Origin of the sequence: Mycobacterium sp., assembly GCF_051006775.1 — a bacterium.
Classification (GTDB): Bacteria; Actinomycetota; Actinomycetes; order Mycobacteriales; family Mycobacteriaceae; genus Mycobacterium.
In genome coordinates this window covers 1-14,973 of sequence record NZ_JBPCSX010000218.1, presented here as the reverse complement: position 1 = coordinate 14,973, position 14,973 = coordinate 1, and the positions used below count along the sequence as shown (strand labels likewise).

Sequence of the window (14,973 nt, the reverse complement as noted above, 5' to 3'; positions counted from 1 at the left end):
AGGATCACGGTCACGACGGTGGATCGCAGCCGTGGGTCGGATTCCATCGCCCAGGTGAAGGCGTCGGTCTGGCTCATGAACTCGCTCATCGCACCAAACCTACGACTGTGGTGAGGTGGTCTGGAACCGTTCGAACCAACTCGGGACTTTCTTCCCTCGCCGGATTGGCAGAATCTCCGACCATGAACCCGTCCGGCTTCCTCGCGAAGCGCCGCCACCGGCAGCTTGCCGCCCTACCGGGCGTGCGCGCCATCCGACGGCCGGTGACTCCCGACGCCGAGGACCGCTTCGACCTGCACTACGTGCGCACCGGCCCGGCCGGTGGTACGCCACTGGTGATCATCCCCGGCGGCCCGGGCATGGCGTCCATCGCGGCGTATCAGGGCATCCGTAAGCGGGCGGCGGCGGGCGGTCACGCGGTCATCATGGTCGAGCATCGCGGGGTGGGGATGTCCCGGCGCGACGACTCCGGCGCCGATCTGCCGCCGGAGGCGCTGACCATCGCTCAGGTCGTCGACGACGTCGCCGCGGTTCTCGACGACGCCGGTGTCGACTTCGCAGCCGTGTACGGGGCGTCCTATGGCACGTACCTGGCCGCCGGGTTCGGTGTGCGCCACCCGAACCGGGTACGCGCCATGGTGCTCGACTCACCATTGCTGAGCCGTGATGACTTCGAGGTGGTGCGCAGCGAGGCGCGCGCTCTGCTCTGGCACGCCGACACCGACCTCGCGGCCAAGATCCGTGCGCTCACCGAGGCCGGGGTTTTGGTTCCCGAGGATCTCACCGTCGCGGCCGTGGTCTACGGCGTCGGTGGCCCGGATCTGCTGGAGCGCCACCTCGATCTGCTGCTTGACGGCAGGCGGGCGCTGTGGACGGGAATGCGCTGGGCCGTTGTTGGTGCCGCGCGTCGGAAAGTGCCGTACCGCAACGAATTCGACCTCATCGGTGCGATGGGCTTCCGCGAGTTGAACTTTGCCGGCACCCCGGACGGCCAGCCGCTTGACACAACTCTCACCTGGCGGGGGGTACCCGCGTCCCAGACCCCATTCGAGGGCGAACCGTTCGACCTCGTCGCCGAGATGCCCGGATTCCGCTGGCCCACCGTGGTGGTGTCCGGAGGCCGCGATCTCATCACTCCGGCGGCGGTGGCCGACCGGATCGCCGGACTGGTTCCCACCCCCATCCGGATCCAGTTGCCGACCGCCGGCCACAGCATTCTGGACAGTCGGCAGAACGTGGCGCTACGCATCATCGCCGATGTCGCGCAAGGACGGCCGGAGGCGCTGGCCGGGCAGGAGGCCGCGCTCGAATCCCTGCCGGAAGGCACCTCGGCGCGGATGGCTGGGACGGCGCTGGCGGGGGCGGCCCGGCTGGCGGCCGCGCTGCCCCGGACGGGTCGGCCCGGTACTGCTACTTCATGAACCCGATCGCGCTGTAGTTCAGGTCGCCGAGCCCGGCCGGCCCGAAGTTGGCCAGCTTGCTGCGCACCGCCACGTTGCCCGGGGACTGGAACAGCGCCAGGCTGAACACCTCGTCCCACAGCATCGCGTCCACCTCGTTGGCCAGGGCCCGGGCCTTGGCCGGGTCGAGTTCGTCGAGCACCTCCTCGACCTTGGCATCGATCGCCGGGGAGGAGATCTTGCCGAAGTTGCTCTCGGCTCCGGTGGTGAAGATCTGGTTGAGGCAGCACAGCGAGAAAGCGTCACCCACCCAGGAGAACTGGGTGATGTCGAAGTCACCGACATTGACGTAGTTGGTAAAGAAGCCGTTGGCGCTCTTGACGTCCAACTCGAGTTTCACCCCGATCTGCGCCAGGCTGTTCTGCGCCACCTGCGCCACCTGCCGGCCGCTCTGGGAGTCGTAGAGCACATCGCGGATCACCAGTTGCTTGCCGTTCTTCTCCCGGAACTGGCCGTTGAGCTTCCAGCCCAGTGCGTCGAGTTCGGTCTTCGCCTTCTCCGGGTCGTAGGCCACCACGGCGCTGTTGTCCTGATAGCCCTGCTGGCCGGCGACGAAGACGTGATTGCCCAGTGGGGTCGGGTTCGCCACCAGGCCGCGCTGGCTCACGTTGACGATTGCCTGGCGGTCGATACCTTTGGCGACGGCCTGCCGCAGTGCCTTGTCGGACAGGATCGACCCGGGTGCGCCGTTGAAGGTCAGGTGATACCAGCTCGGGCCTGGCGCGCGCCGGATCGAGATGCCTTCGGTGCGCCCGGCGATGGTCAGTTCGTCGAGGCTGGCGATTCCGGTGGCGTCGATGGTGTCGTTCTGCAGCGCGGGGATGCGTGCGGCGTCATCGAGTACCAGGTAGGTGATCGAGTCCAGCAGTGGCTGGGTGCCCCACCATTTCGGGTTGCGGCTCAACGTGATTCGCTGTGCGTTGCGATCCACCGAGGAGACGATGAATGGTCCCGCCGAGGGGCCGGGTTCATTGAGCTGTCCCTTGTTGAACACCGCAGCGTCAGCCGTCATGGACTTGGGCAGCAGCATGGTGTTACCCGCGAACATGCCGCGCCACTCCGGGTAGTGCTGGGCGAAGGTCATCACCGCCTGCCGGTCGTCGACTCCGCGGGTCACCGAGGCAACCCGGTCCGAACCGTTGGGGGAGGCGATGGCGAAGGCCTTGTCCTTACCGCTGGTGGCGCTGATCTGAGCGGCGATGTCCTCCCAGGTGATCGGGGCGCCGTCCGACCAGGTGGCCTTCGGATTGATCGTGTAGGTGACCACCTGCGGATCGGTCTGGGTGAGCTCGACGTCGGTGAAGTAGTCGGTGTTGACCTTCATCGTCCCGTCGCCGGCGATGACGAAGGCCCGCGGCATGGTGGCGCGCAACATCCCGGCGGTGTCGGCTTCGTTGCCGTCGATATTGAGGGTGTTGAAGTTGGCGGGCAACGCGCCGACCGACAGTCGAAGGTTGCCGCCCTGGGCCAGGGTCGCCGGATCCTGGGGGTTGATGTCGCCGGCCGCCCCGAGTTCGGCGTTGCCGCCCGAACCGGACGCGCCCTGCTTGGTCGTCGCGCAGCCGGTGAGGACGAGTCCGGCCACCATCGCCAGGGCCGCCGCCCGGCGGATACCGCCTTTGAGAGAAGTCACGGCGTTGATGCTAGCCGCGGACCCGGATCCGGCCGGGGTATCGCGGCGAGCAGCGTGCGGGTGTACTCGTGGCGCGGGTTGGCGAACAACTCGTCGCTGTCGCCGTACTCGACGATCGCGCCGCGGTGCATCACCGCCACCGTGTGGGCCAGGTGCTTGACGACCGACAGGTCGTGGGACACGAACAGGTAGGACAGGTCGAACTCGCGTTGCAGGTCCAGTAGCAGGTTGATGATGCCGGCCTGAATGGAGACGTCGAGGGCGGACACCGGCTCGTCGAGCGCGAGGATCTTGGGCTGCAGTGCAAGTGCCCGGGCGATACCGATCCGCTGCTTCTGCCCGCCGGAGAACTCGCCCGGGTAGCGGCTGGCGTCGGCGCGGCGCAGCCCGACGATCTCCAGTAGTTCGGCCACCCGCGCGTCGGTGGCGGTCTTGTCGAAACCGTTGGCGTCCAGAGGTTCTGCCAGCAGATCGAATACCGGAAGCCGCGGGTCCAGGGCGGCCACCGGATCCTGGAACACCACCTGGACGTCGCCGCGCAGTGCGCGCCGGCCCTCGCGGGTCAGGGTGGCGACATCGCTACCGAGCACCTCGATGGACCCGGACTGCGGTGCGCGCAGTTCCAGTATCTCGTGCAACGTGGTGGACTTGCCCGATCCGGACTCTCCGACGATGCCCAGGGTGCGGCCCTGATGTAACTCGAAGCTGACCCGGTCGACGGCGCGGACCTCGCCGACCTGGCGGCGGAGTACGACGCCCTTGGTCAGCCGATAGGTCTTGATCAGGTCGCGCACCCGCACCACGACCTTCGGGTCTTCGGTCTCCTCAGTCGGATGCGGATCGATGCGCACACCATAAATCTGTGCCGCGCTGCGCCCGGCGACCTCGTCGGTCCGGGTGCACGCCGCAAGGTGATCCGGACCGACGACCGCCAGCTCCGGTTCGGTAGCGCGGCAGGTGTCGATGGCGAGCGGGCAGCGCGGCGCGAACGGGCAGCCCGGCGGCAACGCCACCAGTGACGGCGGCGCACCGGGGATCGGCACCAGCCGCGCTCCGCGCGGCGAGTCCAGCCGGGGCACCGACCCGAGAAGCCCTGCGGTGTAGGGCATCCGGCGATCGGTGTACAACTCGGTGACACCGGCTGTCTCCACGGCGCGGCCGGCGTACATCACCAGCGCGCGGTCGGCGAACTCTGCCACCACGCCGAGATCATGGGTGATGATCAGCACCCCGGCGCCGGTCACATCGCGGGCGGTCTTGAGCACCTCGAGAATCTGGGCCTGCACGGTGACGTCGAGAGCGGTCGTCGGCTCGTCGCAGATGATCAGGTCCGGATCATTGGCGATCGCGATGGCGATCACCACCCGCTGGCGCTCACCGCCGCTCAATTCGTGCGGGAAGGCCCGGGCCCGCTGCTGCGGTTGGGCGATGCCCACCAGGTCCAGCAGTTCCACCGCGCGGCGCCGTGCCCCGGCTCTATCGAGGGGCTGGCCGTCGCGGCGGTGGTGCACCCGGATGGCCTCGGCGATCTGGTCGCCGACGGTGTAGACCGGGGTCAGCGCCGACATCGGGTCCTGGAACACGGTCCCGATGCGAGCGCCCCGGATCCGTGACATCTCCGCGTCGCCCATGCCGAGCAGTTCTTCGCCGTCGAGCCGAACCGAACCCGATACCGAGGCGTAGTCGGGCAGTAGGCCGATCACCGCCATCGCCGCCGCAGACTTGCCCGACCCGGACTCGCCGACCATCGCCACCACCTCGCGCGGGTTCACCCGATAGCTCAGGCCCCGTACGGCATGTAGTTCGCCGGTATCGGTGGGAAAGCTGACCGTCAGGTCAGAGACCTCCAGCAGTCGCTCGGTCACTTCTTGGGTCCCGGTCGCAGGCTGGTGCTGGCGGGATCCATCGCATCGCGCAGACCGTCGCCGATCAGGTTGGCGCACAGAATGATTGCCACCAGAACGCCCGCGGGGAACAGGAAGATCCATGGGAACGTGGTGGCCGATTTCGTGCCATCGGCGATCAGGGTGCCCAGCGACACGTCAGGCGGCTGTACGCCGAATCCAAGGAAGCTCAGACCGGTTTCGGCCAGGATCGCCGCTCCGACGTTCAGCGCTGTGTCGATGATGATGATCGAGGCCACATTGGGCAGGATGTGGCGGGCGATGATCCGCCGGTCCGGCACCCCCATGTAGCGGGCGGCCTGAACGTATTCCCGCTCACGCAGGCTCATGGTCAATCCGCGCACCATGCGTGAACTGATCATCCAACTGAACGCGGCCAGCAGCACGATCAGCAGCGTGACGTTCGCCGAGTTCTTGGTTCTCGGACTGACGATCGCGATCAGGATGAAGCTCGGCACGACCAGTAGCAGGTCCACGAACCACATCAGCGCTCGGTCTCGCCAGCCCCCGAAATATCCCGCCACCGCGCCGACGGTGGCCGCGATCGTCGTCGAGATCACCGCAACGCACAGGCCGATCAGCATCGACTTCTGCGTGCCGCGCAGAACCTGGGCAAGCAGATCCTGGCCGATCGCGTTCGTCCCGAACCAATGCTGCGGGCTCGGCGGGGTTTGCAGCGCGGAGAAGTCGAGGTCGGTATGGGAGTAGGGCAGCAGTGGCGGCAGCGCGTAACAACCGATGAACAACGCCACCAGTAGGACCAGGGCGCAGACCGCCGCCCGGTTGCGCAGGAAACGCCGGCCCACCAGCGTGCGGCGGGAGACGAATTCCTCGGTCACCGTCTCGCTCATGTGACCCGCACCCGCGGATCGAGGATCGCGTAGATGACGTCGGAGAGCAGTCCGGCCAGCAGCACCACCGCCCCGGAGAACACCGTGATCGCGGCCACGATGTTGGTGTCCTGGGTGGCGATTCCGGTCACCACCCATTCGCCCATGCCGTGCCAGCCGAATATCTTCTCGACGAACACCGCACCGGTGACCAGACCGGCGACGCTGTAGGCGAACAGGGTGGCCATTGGAATCAGGGCGGTGCGCAGCCCGTGCTTGATCAACGCCTGGCGCCGGGTGAGGCCCTTGGCGCGGGCGGTGCGGATGAAGTCCTGGCCCAGCACGTCGAGCATGGCGTTGCGCTGATAGCGGCTGTATCCGGCGATGGCGATCAGCGTCAGGGTCAGCGTGGGTAGCACCAGGTGCTGCGCCCGGTCGACGAATTGACCCCATCCGCCGGCCACCGCATCCGGTGAGGTCTCGCCGGTGTACTCGAAGAACTGGATACCCAGCGCCGTATTGATCTGCAGGGCAACAAGTATCAACAGATTGGCGATCACGAACGACGGTGTGCTGATGATCAGCAGCGACAGGACGGTGTTCACCCGGTCGGATGCCCGGTACTGACGGATGGCACCCCAGGCGCCCACCGCGACGCCGATCAGGGTGCCCAGTACCGACCCGATAACGAGCAGTCGCAGGCTCGCGCCGATCCGCCGCCACAACTCCGCGGACACCGGCTGGCCGCTGACCGTGGTGCCGAAGTCACCCCGGACTGCCCCGGAGACCCAGTGGGCGTAACGCAGCGGGATCGGCTTGTCGAGATCGAGTTCGGCGGCCTTGGCGTCGATCACCGCCTGCGGTGGCCGCGGATTGCGTTGCAGCAGGCCGTTGAGGGGGGTGAAGGTGAATGAGGTCAGGCTGAACGTCAGAAACGACGCCAGCGCGAGCAGCACGATGTAGTTGAGCAGGCGGCGCGCCAGGAACCGCGTCATGCAGCACAGGGTAGGTGCCGGGTGCGGCAAGGCCTTCACCGGCGCGCCCACCGTGGCCGGCCATTCAAGTCACGGTGATCCGCTCTGCAGGCAATCTGCGGCCGGGCGGCTACCATCGCCAGGGTTCAGCCACGTCATACAAGGGAGGCCGCCATGAGCGTCACCGACGAATACCTCGCCAACAACGCCGAATATGCCAAGTCCTTCGCCGGCCCACTGCCGCTGCCGCCGAGCAAGCACGTCGCCGTCGTGGCCTGCATGGACGCCCGGCTCAATGTCTACGGCGTGCTCGGCCTGAACGAGGGCGAGGCGCACGTGATCCGCAACGCCGGCGGTGTCATCACCGACGACGAGATCCGCTCGCTGGCCATCAGCCAGCGCCTGCTGGGAACCCGCGAGATCATCCTGATCCACCACACCGACTGCGGCATGCTGACGTTCACCGACGACGACTTCAAGCGCGACCTGCAGGCCGAGACCGGGATCAAGCCGGAGTGGGCGGCCGAGTCCTTCCCCGACATCGACGAGGACGTCCGCCAGTCGCTGCGACGTATCGAGCACAGTCCGTTCGTCACCAAGCACACCTCGCTGCGCGGCTTCGTCTTCGATGTCGCGACCGGCAAGCTCCGTGAGGTCACCCTCTAGCGGTAGGGCATCGGCGCAGCCCCGGTTCAGGTTGACAGGGGATCCCGCCCGGTGGGTTAATAGGGCTTACTGCGTAAACCTGGTAAATCCAACCAACTTTACAAGGAAGCTATGGCGAGCCCAACTGTTGAATCCCCCCGGGCGGGGCAGTACGAACTGAGCCATCTGCGCTCACTGGAGGCCGAGGCCATCCACATCATCCGCGAGGTGGCGGCCGAGTTCGAGCACCCGGTGCTGCTGTTCTCCGGCGGCAAGGACTCGATCGTGATGCTGTACCTGGCGATCAAGGCTTTCGCGCCGGCGAGGGTTCCCTTCCCGGTGATGCACGTAGACACCGGCCACAACTTCGACGAGGTGATCGCCACCCGCGACCAGCTCGTCGAGCAGCACGGGCTTCGCCTGGTGGTGGCCAGCGTGGAGGAGGACATCGAGGCCGGCCGGGTGGTCGACAACGGACCGTCGCGCAATCCGCTGCAGACCGTCACCCTGCTGCGCGCACTGCGGGAGAACAAGTTCGACGCGGCATTCGGCGGAGCCCGCCGCGACGAGGAGAAGGCCCGGGCCAAGGAACGGGTGTTCAGCTTCCGCGACGAGTTCGGCCAGTGGGACCCCAAGGCGCAGCGCCCCGAACTCTGGAGCCTCTACAACGGCCGGCATCGCAAGGGTGAGCACATCCGTGCCTTCCCGCTGTCGAACTGGACCGAGTACGACATCTGGGCCTATATCGGTGAAGAGGGCATCCCGCTGCCGCCGATCTACTACGCGCATCGCCGTCCGGTGTTCCGGCGCGACGGCATGCTGCTGGCCGTCCACGAGTACATGCAGCCGGACGGCGGCGAGGAGGTTTTCGAGACCTCGGTTCGATTCCGCACCGTCGGCGACGTCACCTGCACCGGCTGCGTGGAGTCCACCGCGGCCACCGTGGAAGAGGTGATCGCCGAGACCGCGGTGTCCCGGCTCACCGAACGCGGCGCCACCCGCGCCGACGATCGGATATCGGAGGCCGGCATGGAAGACCGCAAGCGGGAGGGCTATTTCTGATGAGCACGACAACCCTGCTGCGCCTGGCCACCGCCGGCTCCGTCGACGACGGCAAGTCCACCCTGATCGGCCGGCTGCTCTATGACTCCAAGGCCGTCATGGAGGATCAGCTGGCCGCGGTGGAGCGCACCTCACGCGAACGCGGTAACGACTACACCGACCTTGCCCTGGTGACCGACGGCCTGCGCTCCGAGCGCGAGCAGGGCATCACCATCGACGTCGCCTACCGCTACTTCGCCACTGCCAAGCGGAAATTCATCATCGCCGACACCCCCGGCCACATTCAGTACACCCGGAATATGGTCACCGGCGCCTCGACCGCGCAACTGGTGATCGTTCTCGTCGACGCCCGCCACGGTCTGCTCGAGCAGTCGCGCCGCCACGCCTTCCTGGCTTCCCTGCTCGGTGTGCAGCACATCGTGCTCGCGGTCAACAAGATGGACCTCATCGACTGGGATGAGGAGCGGTTCAACTGGATTCGCGATGAGTTCCACGCCTTCGCCGCCCGGCTGGACATCCACGATGTCACCACCATTCCGATGTCGGCGCTCAACGGCGATAACGTCGTCACCAAGTCGGACAGGTCCCCCTGGTACGACGGACCGCCACTGCTGAGGCACCTCGAGGACGTCTATATCGCCGGCGACCGCAACCTGGTCGACGTCCGGTTCCCGGTGCAGTACGTCATCCGCCCGCAAACCCGGGACCACGCCGACCATCGCAGCTATGCCGGCACCGTTTCCAGCGGCATCATGCGCCCGGGTGACGAGGTGGTGGTGCTGCCCAGCGGTCAGGTGAGTCGGATCACCGAGATCGCCGGACCCAACGGTCCTGTGCCGGAAGCATTTCCGCCGATGGCGGTGGCAATCAGTCTTGCCGATGATGTCGACATCTCCCGCGGTGACATGCTTGCCCGTCCGCAGAACCAGCCCGCCGTCACCACCGAATTCGACGCGATGGTGTGCTGGATGGCTGACGGTTCAGCGTGCGAACCCGGCCGCGATTACGTTCTCAAGCAGACCACCCGGACCACCCGCGCCCGGGTTACCGCGATGGATTACCGGCTCGACGTCAACACCCTGCACCGGGACAAGAGCGCAACCGCGCTCAAACTCAACGAACTCGGCCGCATCAGCCTGCGCACCCAGGTGCCGGTGCTGCTCGACGAATACAACCGCAACTCGGCCACCGGATCGTTCATCCTGATCGACCCCGAGACCAACGGCACCGTCGCAGCGGGCATGGTCCGCGACACCGCGCCGGTGGTCGCCCGGGCAGCCACCCCGAACACGGTGCGTCACCAGTCCCTGGTGACCGCAGGGGATCGGCTGACCAGGGGCCGCACGCTGTGGTTCACCGGCCTGTCCGGTTCGGGTAAGTCCACGGTTGCCGTGCTGGCCGAGCAGATGCTGCTCGAGCACGGAATCCCCGCCTACATCCTCGACGGGGACAACCTTCGGCACGGGCTCAACGCCGACCTCGGCTTCACCATGGGTGACCGGGCCGAGAATCTGCGTCGGCTGGCCTATGTCGCCGCGCTGATGGCCGACGCCGGTCTGGCAGTGCTGGTGCCGGCGATCAGCCCGATGGACGAGCACCGCGCGCTGGCTCGCAAAGTGCATGCCGATGCCGGCATCGAATTCTTCGAGGTGTTCGTCGACACCCCGTTGGACGACTGTGAACGGCGCGACCCTAAGGGGTTGTATGCGAAGGCCCGCGCCGGGGAGATCACCCACTTCACCGGGATCGACAGCCCGTACCAGCGGCCGAAAAACCCGGACCTGCGGCTGACGCCCGAACACAGCCCTGCCGAACTGGCCCGGCAGGTGGTCGAGCTGTTGGAAACTCGTTCGTGACCGATCATCAACTGGCCGCAGAACTGGCGACCGCCGCCGGGCATCTGCTGCTCGACATCCGGGCCGAGCTGGCCGATGCACCGGCCGAGGCACGGAAAGCCGCGGGGGACAGGGGATCTCACGATTACCTGATGGAGGCGTTGGCAGCCGCCCGTCCCGCCGACGCCGTGCTGTCCGAGGAGGGCGCGGACGACCCGGTGCGGCTGCGTGCCGACCGGGTCTGGATCGTCGATCCGCTGGACGGGACGCGCGAGTTCTCCGAGTCCGACCGCGACGACTGGGCCGTGCACGTCGCGCTCTGGCAGGACGGCGAGTTGGTCGCCGGGGCGGTGGCTCTGCCCGCCCAGGGCGTCACCCTGGCCACCCCCGGTGTCTCGGCGCCCCCACCGCCGCCCGGCACCCCGCGAATCCTGGTATCGCGCACCCGGCCGCCGGCCGCCGCCATGCAGGTGCGGGAGAAGTTGGACGCGATCCTGGTGGAGATGGGCTCAGCGGGAGCGAAGGTCGCCGCGGTGGTGCAGGGTCGCGCCGAGATCTATGTGCACGCCGGCGGCCAGTACGAGTGGGACTCGGCGGCACCGGTGGCCGTGGCCAGGGCCGCGGGACTGCACACCTCCCGTATCGACGGCTCACCGCTGGAGTACAACCGGCCCGACCCGCTGCTGCCTGACCTGCTGGTCTGCCGCCCGGAATACGCAGAGGCCGTGCTGGCGGCACTTCGTTGAGGACTGTTCATTGCTCGTTAAGGTTTTTCTCAGGTAGCCTCTGGTCGTTAGGTAAATGTGACCCGGAGGCAACACCATGCAGATCTCGCTTCGTTCCCAGCTGATTGCGGGTGCTACCGCACTCGTGGGCGCCACCGCCGTCGCCATGACGCCGATCGCCCCAGCCGTCCAGCTCCCCGCCCTGTCGACCTCTAACGCCGCCGTGGCACTGGCCGCTTACGCCAACCCGTTCAGCGCGCTGTACAACAGCGTCAACCTGGGCATCGACTACGTGATCAACGGCAATTACAACCTCGACTCCGGTGGTGGCGCGACCAACTGGCCTGCCGCGGGCATCTCCGACTACACCAATAGCGTCCTGCCCTACGCCTACTGGAATGACGGCGGGGGCTACCTGCCGGCCATCACCAATATCGGCCTCATCCCGAACCTGATCACCGTGCCGTTCCCGGTTGGAACCCAGGTCGTCAACAACTGGATCGGTTACGTCAACACCGCCTACCAGGCGGGCGCCCAAGTGATCAACGCCGGTCTGAACCTGCTGTGGGCTCCGGTGGGCTTGGGAATCGCAGTCGTTCAGGACATCGTGAGCGGCAATTTCGCTGATATCCCGGTACAGATCCAGGCCACCTTGGCCTACGCGGTGGCCCAGATCCAGGGTGCCGTCCAGGCGGTCGTTGGCGGCGCAACCGTCATCGCGGCGAACTTCGTCGCCAAGGCGACCGCAGCGGTGCAGGTTCTGGCCGCGGCCATCCCGGCTGCATTAGCCAACTTGCCGCTGCAGCTCGGCGTCGTCGCCGCCGTCGGGCAGACCGCTATCACCAACATCACCACCGCGCTGTCGACCGGCAACGTCGAGGGTGCGTGGAACGCCGCCGTGGCCGGTCTGCTCAGCCCGACCGGTGTCCCGGGTTCGCTGGTGAACCTGACCCTGGGCGCCGGCGTCCAAACGGGCGAGGTCACCGATTCCGCCACGTACTACGCCAATGTGGTGCCCAGCGTTCGCAACGAGGTGCAGACCTTGGGGCAGGGCCTGTCCATCGCGCTGTCGAGCACGGCAGTCTCTCCGGCGGCTTCGGTCCGCTCCGCGGCAGCCAAGACCGCCACGGCCGCTCCGGTCGCCGCAGCGGCTGCAGCTGCTGAGGGCACCGCGGACGTCGCCGACGCCGAGGCACCGGTCAAGAAGGCCACGGCCAAGGTCGGCCGGCATGCCGCGGCCGCCAGGGCCGCTGCTGCCAAGTAGGCACGTAACCCGCACGACAGACACTGTGCCCCCTCCTCGGAGGGGGCACCGTGCTATTTTCTCAGCTTCGCGCCGCATGCCCGGTTGCAGCTTTCGCTATGTGGTTCGCTGATGGTGTCGACGAATTGCATGAAAAACCTCCAATCAGCTCATTCTGTCTAGTTCCAGGGTTTTTGAAGGTTGCTGTCAGGCCGCGCCGACGCTTCCTTGCGCTAAGTAATTTCTCAGGTACTGTGAAACAGTCACCGCAGGCCTTTCACGGAAGAAGCCCCTCATGCAACTCTCACTTCGCTCGCAGATGATCGCGGGTGTCGCAGCCCTTGGCGTGACCGCGGTCGCTATCGCCCCGCTCTCGTCGCCGGCCCTCGCGCCGTCGATGGCACGGGTGTCCACCCCCGTCGAGCTTTCGGCCCTGGTCAACCCGATCAGCGCAATTGCCTCCGTGGGGGCGTACCTCTCCGACGATCTGTTCAGTTCTGTTCAGTGGCTGGGTCCCGACGAGCTGGTCTGGCCGGATGGTTTCTACAACTCTGACTTCTCGTTCGTCTACGCGCCGGCCTATGTGGGCGCGATTCCGGATGCGGCCAACCAGTTCTCCTTCGGCACGCTGAGCGCGCTGGTGAGCAACCTCTCCGGCTACGCGCAGGCGGGGTTGTCGACCTTGTCGGTGGTCGAGGGGGTCAGCAGCGCGATCTGGAACACCCCGACCGCCGTGGTCGCCGCCGTCGGCTACCTGGCAGCAGGTGACACGGCGTCGGCGCTCGCAGTGCTCCAGACCGAGATCCTCGCTCCGCTGCAGGCCGGCATCGCCCAGGCGGTTGCTGGCGTGGGCTTCATTATCGACAACGTCATCGGCAATGTTCAGAGCCTGGCCGGCATCACCATCCCCGGACTGATCGCCAATGTGGGTAGTTCGGTCGTGGGCAGTATCAGCTATATGGTTCAGTCCGCGGTCACGACGGTCACCCAGGTCGTCACCGATCTCGCCGGCCTCCAGTTCGAAGCCGCCTGGAATGACGCCGTCCTCGGACTCCTCGGCCCCAATGGCACCCTCGGTCAGATCGAGTCGTTCACCGCCGGTGTCGGGATCTTCGAGGACCTCCCCTATGACGACGGCCAAGGCGGAACCATCGTCCTGCCCACCGTCGTGGTGCCGAGCCTCCGCGCGGTGGCCACCAGCACCCTCCAACGGATGGGTGACTACCGCTCGCTGGGCGACGGTGGCATCCTCAACGATCCGTTCGAGCCCTTGGTGACAGCCCCTGCCGCCGCGCCCGCTAGGCGCGCTGCCGCCGCGACGGTCGCGGTACCGTCCGCGGTCGCAGCAGTGGAGGCGAGCGCTGAGGCGAGCGCCGAGGCCCAGTCTGCCGAGGCGCCGGCGCCGAAGTCGGTGGCCAAGCACGTTGGTCGCCAGGCAGCCGGTGCCAAGGCTGCGGCGGGCAAAGCCGCCGCGGCTGCCGGCCGGGCTGCTGCCGCCAAGTAATCAGTCGACCGAACCAGAAGCGGTGCCCCGGTAATGGGCACCGCTTCATCGCGTAGGGGGCTGTTTGGTGTGTAGCAGAAGGTGCCAGTGGGGCACATGATGCTGAGAGAAACAGCGGAAAACTGTGACCGCTGAGGCGGGTGTTTCACCGATTTCACCCCTCCAGCAAACTCGGGTGGTGTCTGCCGCGCGGTGGCCGGATACCGGCTGATCAGCAATGTTGCTGGTAGAAGGGGTGCGGCCGAGCCGAGTCCAGAAAAATAATTCCGAATCGTTACAAAAGGCTTGCGCTCAGGTTTTTCTCAGGTTAGTGTCATGTCTTGTCAGTGTCGACTCTCGCTGGAGGTTATAGAAATGCAGATCTCACTTCGCTCGCACATGATCGCGGGCACTACCGCTCTCGTTGGCGCTACCGCCATCGCCATGACCCCGATCGCTCCGGCCGTTTCGCTGCCGGCGCTGTCCCCGACCAAGGCCGCCGTCGAGCTGTCGGCCCTCTCCAACCCGATCACGGCCGTGATCAGCACCGGTGGCCTGGCCATCGACTACCTGATCAACAGCAACTACACCCTGGGCGCCGGTGGCGGCGCAGCCAACTGGGGATCGGGCGTCAACACGAACTCCGGTATCGGCGATATCGTCAATGCCACGATCTACAACTCCTACCTTGAGCCCCTCGGCTACCTGCCGAGCATCAAGGCAATCGGCCTGGTCCCGAACTTCCTCGCCGTGCCGTTCCCGATCGGCATCTCTGTCGTGAACAACTGGCTGGGTTACGCCGGCGTCATCGTCGACACCGGTGCTCAGGTCCTGGGCGACCTGTCCAGCCTGGTGTGGGCCCCGGTCGGCATCACCGTCGCGATCGCTCAGGCTGTCCTCTCCGGCAACTTCGGCGCGATCCCGACGATCATCCAGACCGGCATCCAGGCCGGGATCGCCGGTGTCACCGACGCCATCCAGGCCACGGTCGCCGGTGCTCAGTACATCCTCGGCAGCGTGGTCGCAAAGGCCTCGGCAGTGGTCAACAACCTCAGCACGGCGCTGCCGGAGCTGATCGGTGTGATCCAGGGTCAGGCGACCGCTCTGACGGCGTCGGTGACTGCCAACGTCGGTGCCATCACTGCGGCGCTGGCCACCGGCAACATCGAGACCATCTGG

The 14,973-nt window shown here is 66.7% G+C and carries 10 protein-coding genes and 2 pseudogenes; 8 read left to right on the top strand and 4 right to left on the bottom strand.

Features of this window, described 5'->3' with window-relative positions; genetic code table 11:
* Positions 1-182 precede the first annotated feature (182 nt).
* Positions 183-1,421: an alpha/beta fold hydrolase gene (locus ACR2JI_RS15690; RefSeq protein WP_526391595.1), complete on the top strand. Its 1,239-nt coding sequence runs from the start codon at positions 183-185 to the stop codon at positions 1,419-1,421.
* On the opposite strand, the gene oppA is transcribed toward ACR2JI_RS15690, so the two are convergent.
* Genes oppA through oppB form a run of 4 tightly spaced genes read right to left on the bottom strand, consistent with a single transcriptional unit; the run spans position 1,411 to position 6,822 of the window.
* Complete coding sequence (gene oppA, locus ACR2JI_RS15685) at positions 1,411-3,048, bottom strand: oligopeptide ABC transporter substrate-binding protein OppA (RefSeq protein WP_526391597.1); 1,638 nt, start codon at positions 3,046-3,048, stop codon at positions 1,411-1,413. The genes ACR2JI_RS15690 and oppA overlap by 11 nt on opposite strands.
* Before the next feature lie 41 nt (positions 3,049-3,089).
* Positions 3,090-4,958: an oligopeptide ABC transporter ATP-binding protein OppD gene (gene oppD / locus ACR2JI_RS15680; RefSeq protein WP_526391593.1), complete on the bottom strand. Its 1,869-nt coding sequence runs from the start codon at positions 4,956-4,958 to the stop codon at positions 3,090-3,092.
* Complete coding sequence (gene oppC, locus ACR2JI_RS15675) at positions 4,955-5,848, bottom strand: oligopeptide ABC transporter permease OppC (RefSeq protein ID WP_526391592.1); 894 nt, start codon at positions 5,846-5,848, stop codon at positions 4,955-4,957. The genes oppD and oppC overlap by 4 nt, the downstream gene beginning before the upstream one ends.
* Positions 5,845-6,822 carry an oligopeptide ABC transporter permease OppB gene (oppB, locus tag ACR2JI_RS15670; protein ID WP_526391590.1) on the bottom strand — a complete coding sequence of 326 codons (978 nt, stop codon included), beginning with the start codon at positions 6,820-6,822 and terminating at the stop codon, positions 5,845-5,847. The genes oppC and oppB overlap by 4 nt, the downstream gene beginning before the upstream one ends.
* A 153-nt stretch (positions 6,823-6,975) precedes the next feature.
* On the opposite strand from oppB, the gene ACR2JI_RS15665 reads away from it, so the two are divergent.
* The 7 genes and pseudogenes from ACR2JI_RS15665 to ACR2JI_RS15635 form a co-directional block, all read left to right on the top strand.
* Positions 6,976-7,467: a beta-class carbonic anhydrase gene (locus tag ACR2JI_RS15665; RefSeq protein ID WP_526391588.1), complete on the top strand. Its 492-nt coding sequence runs from the start codon at positions 6,976-6,978 to the stop codon at positions 7,465-7,467.
* A 31-nt stretch (positions 7,468-7,498) separates the two neighbouring features.
* Positions 7,499-8,508, top strand: a pseudogene (gene cysD, locus ACR2JI_RS15660) (sulfate adenylyltransferase subunit CysD).
* Positions 8,508-10,364, top strand: coding sequence for a sulfate adenylyltransferase subunit CysN (gene cysN, locus ACR2JI_RS15655; protein WP_526391586.1), 1,857 nt, complete (start codon positions 8,508-8,510; stop codon positions 10,362-10,364). Before cysD ends, cysN begins: the two are co-directional and overlap by 1 nt.
* Positions 10,361-11,089 (top strand): 3'(2'),5'-bisphosphate nucleotidase CysQ, encoded by a 729-nt coding sequence (locus ACR2JI_RS15650; protein WP_526391584.1) that lies wholly within the window; start codon positions 10,361-10,363, stop codon positions 11,087-11,089. The genes cysN and ACR2JI_RS15650 overlap by 4 nt, the downstream gene beginning before the upstream one ends.
* Before the next feature lie 76 nt (positions 11,090-11,165).
* Entirely contained in the window at positions 11,166-12,332 is a 1,167-nt protein-coding gene (locus ACR2JI_RS15645) for a hypothetical protein (protein WP_526391582.1), read from the top strand.
* Positions 12,333-12,606: 274 nt separating this feature from the next.
* Positions 12,607-13,815, top strand: a complete 1,209-nt coding sequence (locus ACR2JI_RS15640; protein ID WP_526391580.1) for a hypothetical protein — start codon at positions 12,607-12,609, stop codon at positions 13,813-13,815.
* Between the two features lie 354 nt (positions 13,816-14,169).
* Positions 14,170-14,973, top strand: a pseudogene (locus ACR2JI_RS15635) (hypothetical protein); the annotation flags it as partial.

What these genes read in the sequence shown, in the direction of transcription:
- ACR2JI_RS15645 (WP_526391582.1), top strand. Translation starts at nt 11,166, where the DNA reads ATGCAGATCTCGCTTCGTTCCCAGCTGATTGCGGGTGCTACCGCACTC.
- ACR2JI_RS15690 (WP_526391595.1), top strand. Translation starts at nt 183, where the DNA reads ATGAACCCGTCCGGCTTCCTCGCGAAGCGCCGCCACCGGCAGCTTGCC.
- oppA (WP_526391597.1), bottom strand. Translation starts at nt 3,048, where the DNA reads ATGGTGGCCGGACTCGTCCTCACCGGCTGCGCGACGACCAAGCAGGGC.
- ACR2JI_RS15640 (WP_526391580.1), top strand. Translation starts at nt 12,607, where the DNA reads ATGCAACTCTCACTTCGCTCGCAGATGATCGCGGGTGTCGCAGCCCTT.
- oppC (WP_526391592.1), bottom strand. Translation starts at nt 5,848, where the DNA reads ATGAGCGAGACGGTGACCGAGGAATTCGTCTCCCGCCGCACGCTGGTG.
- ACR2JI_RS15665 (WP_526391588.1), top strand. Translation starts at nt 6,976, where the DNA reads ATGAGCGTCACCGACGAATACCTCGCCAACAACGCCGAATATGCCAAG.
- cysN (WP_526391586.1), top strand. Translation starts at nt 8,508, where the DNA reads ATGAGCACGACAACCCTGCTGCGCCTGGCCACCGCCGGCTCCGTCGAC.
- oppB (WP_526391590.1), bottom strand. Translation starts at nt 6,822, where the DNA reads ATGACGCGGTTCCTGGCGCGCCGCCTGCTCAACTACATCGTGCTGCTC.